Origin of the sequence: Flammeovirga sp. SJP92, from assembly GCF_001583495.1 — a bacterium.
In the GTDB taxonomy this organism is placed as follows: Bacteria; Bacteroidota; Bacteroidia; order Cytophagales; family Flammeovirgaceae; genus Flammeovirga.
In genome coordinates this window covers 1-19971 of the sequence record NZ_LQAQ01000015.1, presented here as the reverse complement: position 1 = coordinate 19971, position 19971 = coordinate 1, and the positions used below count along the sequence as shown (strand labels likewise).

Annotated in this window: 16 protein-coding genes; 14 read left to right on the top strand and 2 right to left on the bottom strand. The window is 37.1% G+C overall.

The window, feature by feature from the left end; translation table 11 throughout:
• Positions 1-34: 34 nt before the first annotated feature.
• Positions 35-739 carry a hypothetical protein gene (locus tag AVL50_RS01560; protein WP_062614719.1) on the bottom strand — a complete coding sequence of 235 codons (705 nt, stop codon included), beginning with the start codon at positions 737-739 and terminating at the stop codon, positions 35-37.
• Between the two features lie 63 nt (positions 740-802).
• The gene (locus AVL50_RS01555; RefSeq protein ID WP_062614718.1) at positions 803-2416 is read right to left on the bottom strand and encodes an aminopeptidase P family protein; all 1614 of its coding nucleotides are present in this window, start codon (positions 2414-2416) and stop codon (positions 803-805) included.
• A 397-nt stretch (positions 2417-2813) separates the two neighbouring features.
• Here AVL50_RS01555 and AVL50_RS01550 point away from each other — a divergent pair, with 397 nt between their 5' ends.
• The 14 genes from AVL50_RS01550 to AVL50_RS01485 form a co-directional block, all read left to right on the top strand.
• A complete protein-coding gene (locus tag AVL50_RS01550) occupies positions 2814-3518 on the top strand; it encodes a FadR/GntR family transcriptional regulator (RefSeq protein ID WP_062614717.1) in 705 nt (234 codons plus the stop codon).
• Positions 3519-3825: 307 nt separating this feature from the next.
• The gene (locus AVL50_RS01545; protein ID WP_062614716.1) at positions 3826-6930 is read left to right on the top strand and encodes a TonB-dependent receptor; all 3105 of its coding nucleotides are present in this window, start codon (positions 3826-3828) and stop codon (positions 6928-6930) included.
• Positions 6931-6935: 5 nt separating this feature from the next.
• Positions 6936-8303, top strand: coding sequence for a RagB/SusD family nutrient uptake outer membrane protein (locus AVL50_RS01540; RefSeq protein ID WP_062614715.1), 1368 nt, complete (start codon positions 6936-6938; stop codon positions 8301-8303).
• A gap of 110 nt (positions 8304-8413) precedes the next feature.
• Positions 8414-9175 (top strand): PKD domain-containing protein, encoded by a 762-nt coding sequence (locus tag AVL50_RS01535; RefSeq protein WP_062614714.1) that lies wholly within the window; start codon positions 8414-8416, stop codon positions 9173-9175.
• A gap of 173 nt (positions 9176-9348) precedes the next feature.
• Positions 9349-11583, top strand: a complete 2235-nt coding sequence (locus AVL50_RS01530) for a polysaccharide lyase 6 family protein (protein ID WP_062614713.1) — start codon at positions 9349-9351, stop codon at positions 11581-11583.
• The gene (locus AVL50_RS33600) at positions 11583-12209 is read left to right on the top strand and encodes a hypothetical protein (RefSeq protein WP_062614712.1); all 627 of its coding nucleotides are present in this window, start codon (positions 11583-11585) and stop codon (positions 12207-12209) included. Before AVL50_RS01530 ends, AVL50_RS33600 begins: the two co-directional genes overlap by 1 nt.
• Complete coding sequence (locus AVL50_RS01520; protein WP_371258980.1) at positions 12184-13812, top strand: alginate lyase family protein; 1629 nt, start codon at positions 12184-12186, stop codon at positions 13810-13812. Before AVL50_RS33600 ends, AVL50_RS01520 begins: the two co-directional genes overlap by 26 nt.
• Before the next feature lie 21 nt (positions 13813-13833).
• The gene (locus AVL50_RS01515) at positions 13834-14187 is read left to right on the top strand and encodes a cupin domain-containing protein (protein ID WP_062614710.1); all 354 of its coding nucleotides are present in this window, start codon (positions 13834-13836) and stop codon (positions 14185-14187) included.
• Positions 14187-15506, top strand: coding sequence for an MFS transporter (locus tag AVL50_RS01510; RefSeq protein ID WP_082795614.1), 1320 nt, complete (start codon positions 14187-14189; stop codon positions 15504-15506). Before AVL50_RS01515 ends, AVL50_RS01510 begins: the two co-directional genes overlap by 1 nt.
• Positions 15507-15594: 88 nt before the next feature.
• Positions 15595-16347, top strand: coding sequence for an SDR family NAD(P)-dependent oxidoreductase (locus tag AVL50_RS01505; RefSeq protein ID WP_062614709.1), 753 nt, complete (start codon positions 15595-15597; stop codon positions 16345-16347).
• A gap of 1 nt (position 16348) precedes the next feature.
• Positions 16349-17383: a sugar kinase gene (locus AVL50_RS01500; protein WP_063850505.1), complete on the top strand. Its 1035-nt coding sequence runs from the start codon at positions 16349-16351 to the stop codon at positions 17381-17383.
• Between the two features lies 1 nt (position 17384).
• Positions 17385-18074: a bifunctional 4-hydroxy-2-oxoglutarate aldolase/2-dehydro-3-deoxy-phosphogluconate aldolase gene (locus tag AVL50_RS01495; RefSeq protein ID WP_062614707.1), complete on the top strand. Its 690-nt coding sequence runs from the start codon at positions 17385-17387 to the stop codon at positions 18072-18074.
• 13 nt (positions 18075-18087) lie between these two features.
• Positions 18088-18987 carry a polysaccharide lyase family 7 protein gene (locus tag AVL50_RS01490; protein ID WP_157491095.1) on the top strand — a complete coding sequence of 300 codons (900 nt, stop codon included), beginning with the start codon at positions 18088-18090 and terminating at the stop codon, positions 18985-18987.
• A 449-nt stretch (positions 18988-19436) separates the two neighbouring features.
• Positions 19437-19971 (top strand): carbohydrate binding domain-containing protein (locus tag AVL50_RS01485; RefSeq protein WP_172826742.1); only part of this gene is annotated, 535 nt, incomplete at its 3' end.

Genomic DNA, 19971 nt, shown 5'->3' with positions numbered 1-19971 from the left:
CTTTTTTATGTTGAATTATAAGGTGGTTTTTAGACTAAAGCAAATCAATAGATCTTACAAATTTAGAAGTAATGTCTTCAATTTCAGACCATTTAATCAAGACTTCATGCGGACAGTTTTTACCTTTACAACGATTGTAGTCTAACGGAAATAATAACCCCTCTTTATTGATACAGAAGATGGTATAACTTTCCTTTTTCACTTTTCCGGTGTTGCCAACTTTATCTTTGATCAATTGATGAAGACGTGTTTTATAATCAGATTCTGGTAAAAACAGGTCATTCAACTGTATGTTTCTTTTATTGATGTAATCGTAATTATAAGTCAGTTTGATATTTCTGACATCTTCCAGTCCATTATAGTAGGTTTCCTTTGCGAAGGCAATACTCAACACACCGAACTCTTGGTAATGAACTTTGTAATCAAGGTTTAGAAAACTTAAACCAATAGCACCTTTTTCATTTTTTATATGATACATCTTCTTCATAAAATCAGAAATAGCAAACGCCATGATACTTTGTATATCAATGTTGATTTTATGTTCTATATCAAACTTATCTTTATAATGTACGAAAGGGTAGCTTATATTGAGTTCATAGTGTAGAGAAGCGTTCAATTTATTAAACCCTTGCTTCTCAATTTCAAGTGCACTGAGAGGAAGGGTTGTGTTCAGTACATTGGACGGAATTTGAAAGGATGTACTGATTAGAAAAATCAAAAAAATAGAAATAAGCCTCATATACTTTATTATCTACTTTCTAAACCTAGTAAACAATAAGATTATTGTATGGGAAATGAAGAATTATTCAAAGTTAGGGAGAATTATTTTATCAAAGGCACTTTCCTGCTTCATTAACGTTTCAATTTCTGAAATAGTTTTAGGTGCAGAGGCCGATAAATTAACGGGTTCTCCATCTGTAATTAATATATCATCTTCAATTCTAATACCAATTCCCCACCATTTTTTGTCACATTCACTATTTTCTGGAATATAAATTCCCGGTTCCACTGTGACCACCATGTTTGGTAATAAGGTAGTGTAATGCCCTTTATCATGAACATCCAATCCAATATGATGCATTAAACCATGTGGGAAATACCGTGCATAATCTTCAGGGAATTCAATAATTTTCAATTTCGTTAAACCTTTTCCAATAGTATTGGTAGCCACTTCATAAACTTCCTCAAAAGTGCTTCCAGCTTTACAGGCCTCAATAGCTTTGGTTTGAGCTTCAAGAACTAAATTATATAGTATCTTTTGTTCTTTAGAGAAAGTACCATTTACAGGAATAGTTCTCGTGACATCAGCAGTATAACCTCTATATTCGGCACCGCAATCCATCAATATCAATTCACCTGCTACTGTTTTAGGTTTGTTATTGGAAATATAATGTAACATGCAAGCATTTTCTCCAGCACCCACTATACTGGGATAGCCTTCATACTCAGCACCATATTTTTTATATACAAATTCATGAATTCCTTGAATCTCCGTTTCAGACATTCCAGGTTTGATGGCTTTCATGACTTCTTTTTGTCCTACGCAAGAAATAAAGACAGCTTTTTGTAATAATTTGATTTCTTCTTCTTGCTTGATTTGCCTTAAGTCTTTCATCAAACTATCCAATACCATTATTTCAATATTGGTGGTTGCAAGGTTTTGACCGACGGCCACTCTTTGTTCAGGAGTTGAAGCAGTCAAGTAGGAAATAATATTTTGATCTAACCTTAATACTGCCGCGTCTACCAGTTCACTCCCGATGATTTGAGCGACATTGGATTGATTCTGAAGTGTTGTTCCTCTCATCAAATTATAAAGGTGTTCAGTAGCCGGATTTAAATAGGAAGGATATTGGGCTTTTCTTTTAAAAATTTTGATGAGATCACTCAATTCATACGGATCATAGATATTGTCTCGGAGATCTCTAGGAGGGTCAAAAGTAAGTACATGCTCAAAACCCATGAAATCAATTTCAATTTTTCTGAAATCTTCAACGGATCTTACTTTCTGAAGCCCCAATTGCTCACTTACACCTTCTACACCCAAACGGGCACCATTCCATAGTTCTTCATAATCATCTTTGGGCTGAACATAAATGAGTTCGTTACAGACACTACCATCTTCCAGTGTGTAAGGTTCTTTAAATAGAAATAAAACAGCGTTTGGTTCTCTGTAACCTGTGAGGTAAAAAAAATCAGGATCTTGATGATAGATATAATTTACATCATTGGCTCTGTTGCGGATGGGGTTAGCAAAAAACACAGCCACACTCTTATCCGGCATTTTTGCTCTAAGACCATCTCTTCTACTTTGATGAAAGTTTTTAGAGGTATAATCTTTTGGAGCAAATTTGTATTGAGCAAAACTCGTATAACAAAGTATAAAAAAGGGTATAAGTAGTGTGATTTTTTTCATGGTTTAAAACTACCTCATGTGAGCCAATTTTGGAATGTTTTTCATCATCAAAACACTTTTTTGTTAAAAAATAAGTGTGTTTTGGACATTTTTTTAATAAATATTTGGTTTTATAAATTAATCGCCGTAAAATTGGTCAACCAGTTTATGGTAGAGCAGTTGAAGTACTACCAAAACAAGGCATAAAAAGAAATGAATTATTAAAAAAAATTAATTTAGGTAGAAAAACGAACTATTATAGCACTCTTTGATCATTGTCTATAAAAGCCCGCTAAAATATAAGGAATAAGTGTTTTAAGGCTGATTTTGATGATTTTTGACATAAAATTGTCTTTTGATTTGGAAGTGAAAATTAAATGTTTGTAAATTGGTCTACCAGTTTATAAGGAAATAAAAAATGGAGCAGACAGTATTTAACACATTCAAGAAAATTCAAATTGAAAAGCCTGTTGATAAAATCATCAAGCAGATAAAGACATTAATTTCTTCAGGTCAATTGAAGCCAGGTGACAAATTGCCATCTGAAAGAAAATTGAGCGAGCATTTTGGAATTGGGCGTACACATGTTCGTGATGCCATTAGAAAGTTAGAATTTTATGGTATTCTAAAAACGTTGCCACAGAGTGGAACTGTGGTGGCGGGATTTGGAATTACTGCTTTAGAAGGATTAATCACAGATGTTCTTGATCTTGAAGGCAATGATTTTAATTCATTGGTAGAGACAAGGGTTATTTTGGAGCAAAATACAGCTCGTTTTGCAGCAATGCGACGAGATGAAAAAGATATCGTTTCTATTTCAAGTGCATTAGCGGCTTATGAGACGGCCGTAAAAGAAGGTAAAGATACAGTGGAACATGATTTAATGTTTCATTTAAAAATTGCTGAAGCGAGTAAAAACAACGTATTGAAATCTTTGATGTTGATTGTAGCTCCAGATATCATCACTTTCTTTAAAGAAAATGACATCTGTACTGGTACTAAACCTTCAAAAGCTTTGGAAGAACATTATGAAATCCTAGAACATATTTCTAACCGAGAACCTGAAAAGGCGGAATTGGCAATGTATAATCACTTAAAGGAAATTCTTGACACTAAACTTTAGAAAATGCCTATGATATAAACAAGGACACAAAAAAATGGATTAACAATGTGGAAAATGTTAATCCATGCAGGTTAAGATTTTCAAAAGCAGGGTCATCGGCAAAATCATCCGCATTAGAAATATCTTAAGGTTCAAAGATAATATTTCAATTAAGTAAACACAAATTTTTTATCTAACCTACAACACAACCTGCATCCTAACTAATTATTAAAATTTTAAGCTAATAGATGATTAAATACATTTATAACTATCCGTTAGTTGTAATTGTGATATTAAAATCTATCGCTATCTCTCTTAATGAAATAAAATGAATTACTTATCTAGAATATTACTATCTGTAATAAGTCTGATGGCTTTTTTATGCACTTCAGAAACTTATGCACAGGAGGCTTACATGCTCAAAGGTCAGGTTGTTGACCAGGAAGGAATGCCTTTGCCAGGGGTGACAATTGTGATCAATGGTAATGAATCCACTAAAGGTACAATTACGGACTTTGATGGTATGTATAAATTAATGGTCAAAACATCTGACGTAATTACCTATTCTTTTATTGGACACAAACCGCAAAGCGTTACGATTACTTCTCAGACAGAATTGAATATCCGATTAGCAGAGGAGGCAAGTCAACTGGATGAGATTGTGGTAGTGGGTTATGGTGCTGTTCAGAAATCACATTTAACAGGTGCCGTTTCGAAAGTAACAAGTGATAAAATGGATGAAATTCCTGCCGCACGTTTAGATGATGCATTAGCAGGCCAAGTGTCAGGTGTGAATATCCAAATGACTAATCCAACAGCAGGTGAAGCTCCAACAATCCGTGTTCGTGGTGTTGGATCAATTACTTCCTTCCCTAATCCATTGATTGTAGTAGATGGAGTAGTTGTGGATCAGGATTATATGAGTACGTTGGATATGAACGATGTAGAATCGATTGAAATTTTGAAGGATGCATCTTCAGCAGCAATTTATGGTTCAAGAGGTTCAAACGGTGTTATTTTGATTACCAATAAGAAGGGTAAAGAAGGAAGTGCGTCATTCAATTACAATGGTTTCTTCGGTGTGAAGCAAGTACCAGGAAATGATGTATTGAAAACAGTTGGAGAGTGGAATGCTTTTGTGAGAGAGAACAATGAGGGAGAGTTAACGGATAAAATGAGATATATCAATGAGTTGGGAACTGAGACAGATTGGCAAGATGTAATCATGGATGGAGGTACAATCCAAAGTCACTCTCTTTCAGCAAGAGGTGGATCAGAAAAGACAAAATACTCGGCTTCGGGTAACTACTTGAAAGATGAAGGCGTGTTATTGACGGACAGTTATGAAAGAATCAACTTCCGTTTGAGTGTAGACACTAAGGTTAATAAGCGTTTATCATTTGGCTTAATGTTGAATCCTTCTTACAGCAATCAAAGAAGATTCCCAATTGGCGTACATGATGCACTTCGTCAGTCGCCTTGGTTACCACAATATGTGGATGAAAATAATGAGCAGTATATCAACCGTGAGCGTGAAAGCGGACGTTGGGCAGATACTCAAATTGGCGATTACACAATGGAAAGAATGTTTGATGATTATGATTTAGATGCTGGAATGCCAGTTGAATCAGGTGGAACAGACATCAGTACAACATCCAACGCTTCTCCAATTGCAAAGATTTTAGAGAGAGAATATAGAAAGTACCAAACGAAACTTTTCACAAATATCTACTTGAAATATAAAATTACGGATGGATTGAACTTTAGGTCTTCAGTGGGTGGAGATTACAAAAATACAAGAAACCACCGTTTTACAGGAATTAAAGCAAGTAGAAATGAGGCAAATGGTACTTCAGCTTTTGATAATACGGATAATCAATTTCATATCGTAACAGAGCATACATTATCTTACAATAAGAAATTTGGTAATAAGCACTCATTAAATGCAGTTGTTGGTTTTGCTTTCGAATTCTGGGACAGAAATTACAGCTCAATTGAGGCGAATGGTTATAACTTTGATTACATCAAAACTATTCCAGCAAACAATGTAACAGGTGCCTCTACTTACGCTGATCAAAAATCATTAGTATCTTATTTAGGACGTTTGAACTATGCATACGACGACAAATACTTAGTTTCATTAAGTTTCAGAACAGACGGTAGTTCAAAGTTTGGTCAAGATTATAAATATGGTGTGTTCCCAGCCGCTTCTGTAGGTTGGAGAATTTCACAAGAGAACTTCTTGAAAGACAGTGATATTATTAGTAACCTGAAAATAAGAGCAAGTTATGGTGTCACGGGTAATGATGGTGATGATAGAATTATCGGCCGTTATCCTTCAATCGGTTTAGTAGAGCCAGTGGGTGCTGTATTTGATGGAAATATTTATACAGGATTTAATCAGTCTACATTATCAAATCCACAATTAAGATGGGAGAAATCAATTGAGATCAACCCAGGTATTGATGTAGGATTCTTACAAGACCGTTTCGGTTTCAGTATTGATTTCTATAAGAAAAATAGCCAGGATTTATTGTTGAACAGACCAATTCCTTCAGCTACTGGATTTAGTGATGCTATTGTAAACCTAGGAGAAGTGGAGAATAAAGGTATTGAGATTGAGGTAAGAACAACCAATTTAGATAAAGGTGGATTCAAATGGTCAACTACTGGTAACTTATCTTTAAATGAAAATAAGTTGGTGAGCATGGCAGGAGCTGATGGTCTGATCTCAATCGTAGATTCAAAAAGACCTGCAGAGTGGATTGCTAAAGAAGGTCATCCTGTATCCTCTTTCTATGGTTATGTAGTAGAGAAAGAGATTCCATTAAACTACATCAAAAACCCATTCTTCCCTATCAATGGTGAATCACAGGATATCTACGTGAAAGACTTGAATGGTGATGGAATTATTGATCCGGATGATAGAACGATTTTAGGTTCTCCTTATCCAAAAATGATCTGGTCAATTACAAACACCATCAATTATAAGAATTTTGATTTAAGCTTTATGTTCCAAGGATCTCACGGTGCAAAAGTTAGAAATATGGATCCTCAATACGTAAATAATCAGTTCAGTTCAAACCAAGATTATATTACAGATGAAGAAGATCCAAACTTCTTCCCAGATGCGGACAAAGTAGTGCAAAGAATCTTTACAGATGATATTGTAATGGACGCTTCTTACATTTCATTACGTAACCTGAACATTGGTTATACACTTCCAACAAGTGCAATCAACAAAGTTGGTATCAACAAGATGAGAGTTTATGTAGCAGCTCAAAACTTATTGTATATCATGGGTAACGATTACAGAGGTTATAACCCAGAGGGTATCAACCAAGGGCTAGATTCTCCATTGACTTACGGTTACCAAAGAGGTGCGGCACCGATTCATAGAACATTCTCAGCAGGCGTTAACTTATCATTCTAAGAAACATGAAAAAGAAATATCTAAATATTATCTCAGCTTTGATGTTAGGTGCGGCGACATTGACATCTTGTGAGAGCCAATTGGATCTAAAACCTATCTCCGCGATTGGTGATAATGGATTCTACCAAAATACACAGGAAGTTGAAGCAGCAACTTATGCAATGTATGATGGCCTTCAAAATACAGTTTTAAGAGAGTTTGCATTGACAGAAATGCGTTCTGATAATTCAAAATCGAAAAACAGTGAAGGAGAATGGGCACAGTTCGAGCACATGAATGTTTCACCTACCAACGGTACATTATCATCGTATTGGACAGACTGTTACAATGTAGTTTTCAGAGCCAATAAAGTATTAGCTTCTTTGGAAGTGGTGACGGATGAGTCTAAAAAGGAAATTTTTGAAAGTGAAGCCAAATTTGTGAGAGCATTGATGTATTTCAATCTTGCAAGAGGTTTTGGAGATGTGCCTTTGGTGACTAAAGTGGTAGTACCGGGTGATTTGGAGACAACAGAGAGAATTGCAAAAAATACAGTTTACCAACAAATTGTACAGGATTTGACAGAGGCTATTGAAGGCCTTCCTGCAAGAGATGATATTCAGGAGGGTAGAGCCACGAAAGTAGCAGCACAGGCATTATTGGCGAAAGTGAAGTTAACTACTGGGGATTATGCTGGTGCTAAAACACTTTTAGAAACAGTAATAAGTAATGGTAATTACAGCCTTGTGGAGAACTATTCAGATGTATTCTATAGTGAGTTAAACTCTGAAATCATCTTTGCAATACAGTTTATCAATGACAATGCTGAAGAATCTCAAGATTTCTCTTATGAGTTTACAAAATTGGGGAGAAACAGTGGTTTGAATTATGTAACAGATGATTTTAAATCCTATGTACATGCTGATGACACACTAAGAACAGCAGTACTCTACAATCCTGAAGATGTAAAGGAAAACGGTAAGTTTATTACTTCTTCAGCAGACAACAGACTTTGTGGTAATGATTGGATTGTTTTAAGAATGGCAGATGTTTACTTGATGTACTCTGAAGCTATTTTAGCAGGTGCTGAAACTACAACTGATGCAGGTGCTGTGGATGCTTACAATATGGTAAGAGCAAGAGCAGGAATGCCTACATTGGATGCTGGAAGTGCATTGACGAAGCAAGCTTTATTATTGGAAAGAAGAATTGAATTGGGCTTCGAAAACCACAGACTTTATGACTTGGTAAGATTTGGAGTGGCAGAAGAAGTAATGGGTGCTTTTGCATCAGCCAACGGTTTTACATTCAATGGAACCAAATTATTACTTCCTATTCCTCAAAGAGAAATAGATACAAGCTACGGAGTATTAAAACAGAATCCTGGCTATTAATTCCATTAAAAGTAGAGTTGGGAATGATCATTAAATAAGGGAAACGCACGTGAGTTTAACATTCCCAACCTACTCTTAAATTTTTTGAAGAACAATTCAATAAGCAAATCATGAAATTATTTTTAAAATATATAGGATTGGCAGGAGCTTTAAGTGCAGCATTATTTGCTTGTACTGAAGAGTTGCCAGGTGTGGGTTCAATTGAGGATTTAACACCACCATCTGCTGACTTTTCTTACAAATCAAGTACAGAAAGTTTCAAAGAAATTCTATTTACAAACAACTCAATCTCAGCAGGTGTTTTCGAATGGGACTTTGGTGATGGATCTACTTCTGATGATAGAGACCCAATTCACATCTACCCAGGAGAAGGTTCTTATACAGTGAAGTTGGTAGCAAAAGACGGCAATGATCTGACTTCTGATACTACGATCACAGTAGAGATTGTAGATGAGTTAATTCCAGAGTTCCAATGTAAAAGTTTCGAATGTTCAGACAGAAGCGTTTGGGGTAGCTTCTCAGGTTCTGGATCACCAACTCCACCAGATGAGTCTACAGGTGCTAAGCTTGGTAATGATTCTCAGTACCTAGATCAAACCATTGCCGTAACAGGTGGAGTGACTTACAATGTGAGTTTCCATTATGTGAGCAAGACAAGTGGTTCAAGTGCAGGAAAGTTACTGATGGAAGACCCTGACAACGGAATTAAGTTTGTAGATGAATCTATTCCATTGACAAGCAACTCATCAGAGTATGTTTATAAAAGTTACATTGTAGAGACCGCCAATAACACCTCGCAATTACGCTTCAACCTGACTTTTGAAGGAACAGAGGCAAGATTTGATTTGGTAGAAATCAAAAAAGTACAGTAGGGGCAAACCTATGTGTTTGCCCGCAGTACCACGAGTAACCAACGGTTGCTCAAATTACCATAGGAAATCGTGAACACCGGTTTCCAACGGGCAGAACATGAACAGACAACACCATCCAGTATCAACTGGATGGTACCTCTCAAATCATTCAAAGAAGCATAAATGAATTGATAATGAATACTTCAACTAAAATAAAACTACTCTTACCGCTCTTACTTTTTATCTCTTTGGTCTCTCACGGTCAGAAGCTAGTCAACGATGTGACAGCACTAAAAGAAGCGATCAAAACGGCAAAAGCAGGAGATATTATCCTAATGAAAAATGGCGTTTGGAAAAATGCCGAAATCAAATTTAAAGGAGAAGGAACCGAACAACAACCTATTATTTTAAAAGCAGAAACAAACGGAAGTGTATACTTAGAAGGACAGTCTTACATCGGTATTTCAGGAAAATACCTACAAGTAGAAGGACTTACTTTCAGAAATGGCTATACACCTACCAATGCAGTAATTAGCTATAGAACAAGCAGTAAAGAATTGGCTTACCACTGTAGAGTGACGCAGTGTGTAGTAGAAAGCTACAGTAATCCAGAAAGATATGATGCAGACAAGTGGGTGGAGATGTATGGAAAGAACAACACATTTGACCACAATGCATTAGTCGATAAACGTAACAAAGGGGTGACTTTTACAGTACGTTTGAACAGTGAAGAAAGCTTAGAGAACAACCATATCATTGAGTACAATTACTTCGGTAAAAGACAGAACTTAGGTTCAAATGGTGGGGAGACTTTAAGAATCGGAACGAGCCATTACTCTAGAAAAAACTCTAACTCGATTGTTCGTAACAACTACTTTGAAGCATGTGATGGAGAATTGGAAATCATCTCAAACAAATCATGTGGTAACACTTATCAGAACAATGTTTTTGATGAATGCAAAGGAACGTTGACGATGCGTCATGGAGAAAGAACATTAGTGGAGAACAATTATTTCTTGGGAAATAGAAAACACAATACAGGAGGAATTAGAGTCATCAACGAGTATCAAACGGTAAAAAATAACTACCTAAGCGGATTAACGGGATACCGTTTTAGAGGAGCATTAGTCGTGATGAACGGAGTACCTAATTCACCTTTGAACCGCTACAATCAAGTGGTAGGAGCTAATATCACGAACAACATCATTATTGATAGTGATCACATTCAGTTGTGTGCAGGTAGCGATGACGAAAGATCAGCAACTCCAGTGGATTCTCACTTTGATCAAAACGTCTTGATGACAACTACCAACCCGAAGTTATTCACGGTTTACGATGACATTTCAGGCATCAGTTTTAATGGAAACTACATCAACCAAGAAGAAAATACACCAACCGAAGAAGGATTCAAAAAAGTAGAGTATGCTTTGACTGAAAATGAAAACGGTTTGAAAGTTCCATCAAAGAAGATCTTAAAGAAAATTGGTTTTGAAGGAGAGGTGAAATTGCCAGTAACGAAAGCAGAAGTTGGGCCAACTTATTACCAAAAAGATCAAAATAAATTGGGCTTGAATGAAGGAAAGGTAATTGAGGTAACACCTGGAATTAATACAATCATTGAAGCGTACAACAAGTCAAGTGCAGGAGATGTATTACAGTTGAAAGGAGGTCAGGAGTACATAATGACAAAGACCTTATTTGTAAAACATCCAATCACAATCAAGAGTGATGCAAAGGCAATCGTAAAGTCAGAAAAAACAGTCGCTATTCAAGTAGAAAACGGTGGAGATCTAGAATTAAATAACTTATTGATAGATGCTTCAGACGCTCCCGATCAATCAGGAAATGCTATTGTGAGTACAAGTAAATACTCCATGAATGACAACTACATTTTCAAAACGATTGATTGTACTGTAAAGAATTTGAACATCAACCATACCTTCAATTTCTTAAAGATATATCCTTCTACAATGGCGGATACGATCCAGATCCAAAATACAGATTTCGAAGATGTAACGGGTGCAATTTTAGCATTGGACAAGGAAGTGGATGACTTAGGGATGTACAATGCAGAGTACGTCATCATCGATCAATCCAACTTCAAAAACATCGGAAATACAATTGCAGATGTGTACAGAGGCGGAACAGATGAAAGTACATTCGGTCCAAATGTTAGCGTAACGAATTCTACTTTTGAAGAGGTAGGAAAAGATAAAAGAAATAAGGAAATGTCATCTCTGACTTTCCACGGAGTACAGCATTTGGTGGTAGAAGATTGCCTTTGGAAAAAGAGTGCTCCACTGAAATTATTCTTGACAAACGGTGAGCCGATTTCGATCATCAAAGACTGCACATTTGATGAAACAGAAAAGGTGGTAGCGAACTCGGATCAATACAGTTTAGAAAACGTGAAAATGATCAATAAGTAATGTTGGTAAAGAAATTATATACAGTAGTTTGCTTTATAATGTGTGTTTCAACTCTCTTCGCTCAGTCAGTAACGCTGACTGAAGGAGAAGTTGAGAAGATCATAGCAGTAGACAATCAAGGGAATCTATTTGGTGCATCACTCGCTCAAGCAGAAAAGGAATTGGCTCCTTATTTGGAAAGTGGTTTGGATGTTCCGACTCCCAAAGATTTAGCTGGAGGGTACACACATACGCAACATAAAGTCAATTACTTTACGATGCAGAAGGCAGGGTTACTATTCCAAATTACAGGAAAAGAAGCTTACGCTGAACTGATCAAGACGACTTTAGAAAAATACCTCCAACAATACCCGACTTGGGGGAGACACCCTTCAGAGAAGTCGTATGCAAGAGGTAAAATCTTCTGGCAGTGTTTGAATGATGCCAATTGGTTGGTGTATACAAGCCAAGCGTATGGAAGTATATATAATTGGTTAAGTGAAAAGGAAAGAAAGCAATTCAATGAGAAGCTTTTTGTGCCAATGGCCAACTTCTTATCCATTGAAACACCTCACTTTTTTAACACACAACCACAGTACGTGGGCAAATGCAGGTGTAGGGATGATCGGGCTTGTAATGCAAAATGAAGATTTAATTCAAAAAGCATTGTATGGACTGCCATTAGATACCAAAACTGCAACAGACAATGACGGTGGAAGTATTCAGAAAGAAGGACAAACGAAAGCAGGTTTCCTAGCTCAAATCGACCACTCTTTCTCTCCTGACGGTTACTATACAGAAGGTCCTTATTACCAACGTTATGCGATGTATCCTTTCTTGATTTTCGCACTTTCATTGGAACATCAAAAGAAAGATTTAAAAATCTTCGAATATAGAGATGGAGTTTTGCTGAAAGCCATTGATGCGTTATTGCAACAAACTGATGATGACGGAGAGTTTTTCCCATTAAATGATGCTCAAAAAGGGATGTCTTATTATTCTAGAGAATTACAATTGTCATTGGCTTTAGGATACTATTATGGCAATCAGGATGAAGGTTTATTATCCCTGATTCAAAAGCAAAATAGAGTACCACTAACTTATTCTGGATGGAAATCAGCTATTGATTTAGCCAAAGGAAAAGGAAAGAAATTTGATAAGCGATCAATCTATCTAAGCGATGGTCCCAAAGGTGAAAAGGGAGGAATCGGAGTGTTGAGAAGTAAGGAACATGAGTTGATCATGAAGTTTACACAACACGGCATGGGACACGGTCATTTTGATCGACTTTCATACAGCTTGAATTATGACGGTCACGAAATCCTTCAAGATTATGGTGCGGCAAGATATGTCAACATTCATCAAAAAGATGGTGGCGGATATTTAAAGGAAAACAAAACTTGGGCAAAGCAGACAATCGCTCATAACACAGTGGTGATTGATGGCCAATCTCAGTTTGATGGAAAGGTAAAAGTAGCCGATCGAATTGCTCCAGACGAGTTTGTTTTTTCAGCAGAAAATCAAAAAGTCCAGGTGGTAAGTGCCAAAGAAAACAATGCTTATGAAGGTGTTGAACTCTTCAGAACATTGGCTTTGATAACGGATGAAAGTTTTGAAAATCCATTGGTGATTGACCTTTACAATGTGAAGCTTTCTGAAGAAGCAGAAATAGAATTGCCTTATCATTACCACGGTCAGTTTATGTCATCAAGCATTGCTTTGACAAGAAATCAAACTTTAAGCCCACTGGGTAAGGAAGATGGTTACCAGCACTTATGGAAGGTGGCCGAAGGAGAAGCGGATCAGGAATATGAGCAGATCAATTGGTTTGATAAAACACGTTTTTACACATTAAATGTGGCCTCAAACAAAGGAGATCAACTAGTAATGGCAAGATTAGGAGCCAATGATCCCAACTTCAATTTGAGAAATGACCCTTGTTTTATTCTGAAAAGAAAAGGTCAAAAAGGAAATAACCTGATGGCTTCAGTACTGGAAACTCACGGTAGTTATTCTACGGTCACAGAAGCATCAAGAAATTCATACGGAAATATAAATAGTGTAACAATTTCATTTCATACAGACGAATATTCAGCGATAAGCTTTACTAACAAACAAGATGAAGAATGGACCTTCATCATTTCAACGGTTGACAAATCTAGTCAGACAACACATGAGATTACAATCGAGGATAGACAATATAAATGGGGCGGTCCATTCGCCCTATTTCGAAATGATTTAAAACAGTAAAAACATAAAATATTAAGTAAGATGGAAGCATTAAAAGCAAGCAAAGAATTTTTATTTTCAAGTGAACTACCTTGGGAAGAAGTAGGGCCAGGTTTGAAACGTCAGATCATGGGTTACGATGATAAAATTCTGATGGCGAGAGTACTTTTTGAAAAAGGAGCAATCGGTACTGTTCATGAGCATCACCACAGTCAAGCCACTTATGTAGTATCAGGTAAATTTGAATTGCAAGTGGGAGATGAAAAGAAAGTAATCGGTCCCGGAGACGGATTCTACATTCCTCCTCACGTTGATCATGGTGCTGTTTGCTTGGAAGCAGGTGAATTGATCGATGTATTTAGTCCTATTCGTGAAGACTTTTTCGATCAAAAGTAATGGCTACAGGAATAAAATTACCAGAAGAAGACGTAAGGGGGAAAGCCTCCGCTTCTTCCGGAGCCTTTAAGCTGAAAGGTCTCCGTTGGTGGATCATCGGATTGGTATGTTTGGCAACAGTCATCAACTACATTGACCGTTTGGCAATGGCAATGATGTGGCCAGATATCGCCCAAGATCTGAACATGACAAAGAACGATTATGCATTAATCTTGAACGTCTTTATGATTGCTTACGCAATTGGTCAGTCAGTTTCAGGAAAGATGTTTGATAAGATTGGTACGCGACTAGGTTTTGTAGTTTCGATTACCGTTTGGGGTATTGCAACAATGCTTCACGCAGTAGCAAGAGGTGTTACTTCATTTGCAGGGTTTAGAATAATGCTAGGAATGGGCGAAGCAGGTAACTGGCCAGGAGCCGCAAAGAATAATGCAGAGTGGTTCCCAGTTAAAGAAAGAGCTTTAGCACAAGGAATTTTCAATTCAGGCGCGGCATTAGGTTCTGTTATCGCACCACCTTTGATTGCCATTGTTTGGGCGACTTACGGTTGGGAAAAAACCTTCTTATTCCTTGGTGGATTAGGTTTGATTTGGGTCATTCCTTGGTTAATTATCAATAAAGGAATTCCAGCAAAACACCCATGGATTACAAAAGCCGAAAAGGAATTTATCCAAGGTGATCAAGAGGAAAAGAAAGAAGAAAAGCCGGGTTTAAGCATGAAGGCAATACTTTCTCACAAGGCTTCATGGTCAGTATTAATGTCCCGTTTCTTTATTGAACCTATCTGGTGGTTATTTGTAGGCTGGATGCCGTTATATCTTTCAGATACGTATGGATTCAATGTAAAAGAAATTGGTTACTTCGCATGGGTACCTTATGTGGGTGCAGCATTAGGAAGTTTATCAGGAGGTTACTTCTCAGGTAAATTAATGCAAGGAGGAGCATCAGTCGATCAAGCAAGAAAAAGAACCATTTTTATCGGTGGAATCATCATGTTTGTTGGTCTATTGGCAACTATATTTTTGGCGGATAGTGCATTGAAATTTGTACTGATTGTAGCCATGGTATTGTATGGTTTCCAGTTTGTAATCAGCAACATTCAAACTATACCAAGCGATTTATTTACAGGTAAATCAGTAGGGTCATTGGCAGGACTTGGAGGTACGGTAGGCGTATTTTCAGTCATCATTATGAATTTTTTAGTACCAGTTATTTCAAGCTACTCTTACGTGCCCATCTTCGTGATGATCGCAGCGTTCGTACCATTAGGAGTAGGATCGATCTATCTGTTTGCTAAAGAAATCAAATCAATTAATTAAAAATCAACCTCTCACTTATTTATTCGTAGTTATCAAGAGGTAGCTAATTTATTTCATTTCAGAATAAGTGAGAACAAACAAAATCATTATGTTATTAGAAAACAAAGTAGCCATCGTTACTGGCGGAGCAAGAGACATCGGAAAAGCAGTTTCATTAAAATTAGCAAGTGAAGGAGCAAAAGTAGTGATCAACTATTTTGATAACGAAGCACAAGCAACTCAAACTTTAATAGAGATTAAAGCGGCAGGTGGAGATGCTATCATCGTTCAAGGTGATATGACGAAGAAAGAAGACGTAGACAACGTAGTAGCTCAAGCAACTGAGGCTTACGGTGATCAAGTAGACATCTTAGTGAACGTAGCAGGAGGTTTAGTAGCTAGAAAGAAAATCGACGAAATGGATCTTGATTTCTTCAACTTCGTGATCCAATTGAACTTAAATACAGCATTTTTAATGACACAAGCAGTGGTTCCATTAATGCCAAAAGGTAGCTCAATTGTCAACTTCGCTTCACAAGCGGGTAAAGATGGTGGTGGACCAGGTGCAAGCGCTTATGCTACAGCAAAAGGTGCATTGATGACATTCACACGTTCAATGGCAAAAGAATTAGGACCAAAAGGTATCAGAGTGAACTCACTTTGCCCAGGTATGATTGCAACGACTTTCCACGATACATTTACAGCAACAGCAGTGCGTGAAAAAGTAGCAGTTTCTACACCACTTGGTAGAGAAGGTAGAGCAGAAGAAGTAGCCGATTTTGTAGCTTGTTTAGCATCAAATCAATCTTCATTTGTAACGGGTACAAATATCGATATCAACGGAGGATTAATGTTCTCATAGTATGAAGAAGGTCGTAACATTTGGCGAATTACTTTACCGTTTTTCGCCAATGGGCAACCTTCGATTCTCTCAAGCCAACCAATACGAAGCAACTGTAGGAGGTGCTGAAGCCAACATCGCTATTTCTCTGGCACAGTACGGAAGTGAAGTGGAGTACGTGAGTATTGTTCCTGATAATGCATTGGGACAGTTTGCAGTGCGCGAAGTAAAAAAATGGGGCGCAGGAGTAGAAGGAGTCCAATTTGGAGGAGATAAAATGGGCATGTACTTCCTTGAAAAAGGAGGTTCTCTGAGAGGAGGAAATGTCATTTATGATAGAGCAGGAGCGAGTATCACACAAGTAGATGCAAATACATTTGATTGGGATAAAATATTGGAAGATGCAGATTGGTTTCACTGGTCAGGCATCACGCCAGCCTTATCAAAAGGTGCAGCCGCTGCGAATCTTGCTGCTGTAGAAGCCGCTTTTAAAAAAGGTATTCCAGTCTCATGTGATTTGAATTACAGAAGCAAGCTTTGGAAGTACGGTGTGGACCCAAAACACATTATGCCTAAACTATTGGAGAATACGACAATATGTTTAGCGAATGAAGAAGATGTTGCCAAGTACTTAGGAATTGTTCCTCAGGAGTCAGATTATGAAGAAGTAGAAGGTTTTGATAAGCGTTGCTATAAGTTTATCAGCCGAGAAGTGATGAAAGCGTTTCCAAACTTGGATTATGTGATCACTACTTTAAGACAAACCATCAACGCATCTCACAACAGATGGTCAGGCGTAAGTTATGATGGAGAAAACTTTGTCAAAGGTGAAGTACATGAAATTCCTTCCATCATTGATAGAGTAGGAGGAGGAGATTCGTTTATGGCGGCTTATATCCATGGAAAAAGAAAATTTGTGGTAGACAAAGAAGCATTGGATTTCGCATTAGCCGCATCCGCTTACAAGCTTTCGATTCCGGGCGATTATAACATTGCCACAGAGGAAGAAGTATTCCAGATCATGGATAAAAACAGTATCAAAAAAATCAATCGATAAAATGGCAAGATTCAGTAGAATTGAAGTAGCCTTGAGCATGAAAGAAGGTGGGATTGTTCCCGTCTTTTATCATGCCGATGCCACAGTGTGTTGGGAAGTGGTAAAAGCATGTTATAATGCTGGAATCCGAGTTTTCGAATTTACAAACCGAGGAGATAATGCCCACAAAGTTTTTGATGAGGTATTAAAGAAAGTGATCAAAGAAGCCCCTGAAATGAAAATGGGTGTGGGATCGATTGTTGATGACGTGACAGCCGGATTATACATTCAAAATGGAGCTGATTTTATCGTTTCACCACTTTTAAACCCAAGTATCGGAAAGGTTTGTAACCGCAGAAAAGTAGCTTGGATGCCGGGTTGTGGTTCTGTCACAGAGATTTCTTATGCAGAAGAATTAGGAGCTGAAGTCGTGAAGATTTTCCCAGGACTGCAAGTTGGTGGACCTGAGTTTGTAAAAGGAGTCAAAGCACCAATGCCTTGGTCGAGCATTATGCCAACAGGTGGAGTACAACCTCAATTCGATGAATTAAAAAAATGGTTTGATGCAGGAGTACATTGTGTGGGACTAGGCTCACAGTTGATGGATTCAAAAATGATTGCCTCAGGTAACTTCACTGCATTGGAAGAACACATTAAAAATGTCTATCAAATAGCTCAAGAAGCGATGGGCAAAGAAACTGTACTTGTATAATTTTGATAAAGCGATGAACAGACTTTTTACATTAACACTACTTTCTTTCTTTTTTATTAATGCTCAATGCAAGTCGGATGCTGTTGAACCTTCTGAGGAAATAGAGGAAATCAAAGAAGATATCGACAATGACATTAGTGAAAAGGATACCACTAATTTCACAGAAGAGGATACAGTAATTGTTTCTCCAGAGTATAGTCTTCCATTCGTTATCCTTAACTTGAATAATTGGAAATTGAATGCTTTTGAAGGGGAGTTAGATGACTTGAAATATGTAGATCGTATTCCTGATCTTGAAAATTATACTAACAAATATTGGTTTTATTCTTCTTCAGAAAATTGGGTAACATTTAAATGTTATGCTGGTTTTCCTACCTCTTCAGGATCTGGAAATCCACGTACTGAGCTAAGAGAATTGGAGGATGACGGCAAAACGAATAGCTATTGGGATGGTACTAAAGGGTCTCATCAGATGGAATGGGAGGTAAATGTTAAGCATTTGCCAAGTTCTGGAAAATTGTGCTTTGGTCAAATACATGGCCCTTCAGATTCTTATGATGATGTTATCAGAGTACAATTTCAAGGAGATAAAAACCAAAGTGAAGGAGATGTCCGTCTAAAAATTATGGGATGGGTTACTGAAGAAAATGATGATAATGAAGGCGACTTTATTGATGGGGATTGGGCATTGAATGCTATCTATCGTTTCAGGTTGATTTTTGAAAACGAAAACCTCATTTTGTATACAATTCAGGAAGGTAAGGAAAAAGAGATTTATCGTTTTGAAGGGTGCGGTAGTACTGAAAATTACTTCAAAGCGGGCCTTTACATGCAGTCTATGCAGAACAAACCATTCAGTCTTGAAGATTATGGACAAGTAGAAATGTCTTACTTATCCGTATCTCATCAGTAAGGAAACAAATATTTAAATAATAAAAAATTGGTGTAATATAATTAGAAAGATCATTTATATAATTGATAATTTTATGGTATTACACATTACATGGAAATTTCGATTGGATGATAAAAATATACGTTTATGTTGTTAAATCTAAAAGCACTTTACCGAGGTCTTGTGCAATTAATTTTTAACGTATAACAAAATATGTTAGGAGATTTGTGAGGAAGTTTTAACTATTTTTGGATGAAATTTAAGAGTATTTGTAACAGTACTTTACATATAATTTACTATCTAATTAGCTATTTTTTTAACTTAAATAGGATCCAAACTACTAACTTTGTCGACAGTGTGCGATACCTAGTTTAGTATCAAATGCTACCCTAATAAACTAAATAAGCTAAATAAACAGTATAAACACTTTAGACGAATTGCTAAATGCAATACACAAATTAAATTAAATTATGAACAACCAGTTGAAAGGGAAACTATTCTCTAAATCTATCTTAGGAACAATGCTTATTGCAGGTGCAATGGGCTGTACAAACAACCAACAAGAAGTAGCTGTGCCAGCAGAGGCACTTCTTGAGGGGAGCAACGCAAGAACTGCTGTGGCGATAAGCAATAGTGGTTTTGAAAGTAGTTGGAGTGGTTGGACGGATGTCGATCCATCTTCAATTTCAAGCGATGTAAACTCTGGAACACAATCCGCTAAAATTTCAGGAATTGGTGGAGCTTTCTCTCAAGAAGTAAATATCACAGCAAACACTGACTATGAAGTTTCAGCTTATGTAAAAGGCAGTTGGAGAATTTCTGCAACTGTAAATGGTAATAGAGTTTCAAGAAGTGGTAATACTACTGATTGGAAAAAAGAAACTGTTTCCTTTAGTTCAGGTGCAGCAACTGCGGTCACTATTAAAGGAGAATACTATAATGGCGAAGGCCGTTATGATGACTTTGAATTGATTGCATTGGATGGCTCATCAACAACACCTGTGC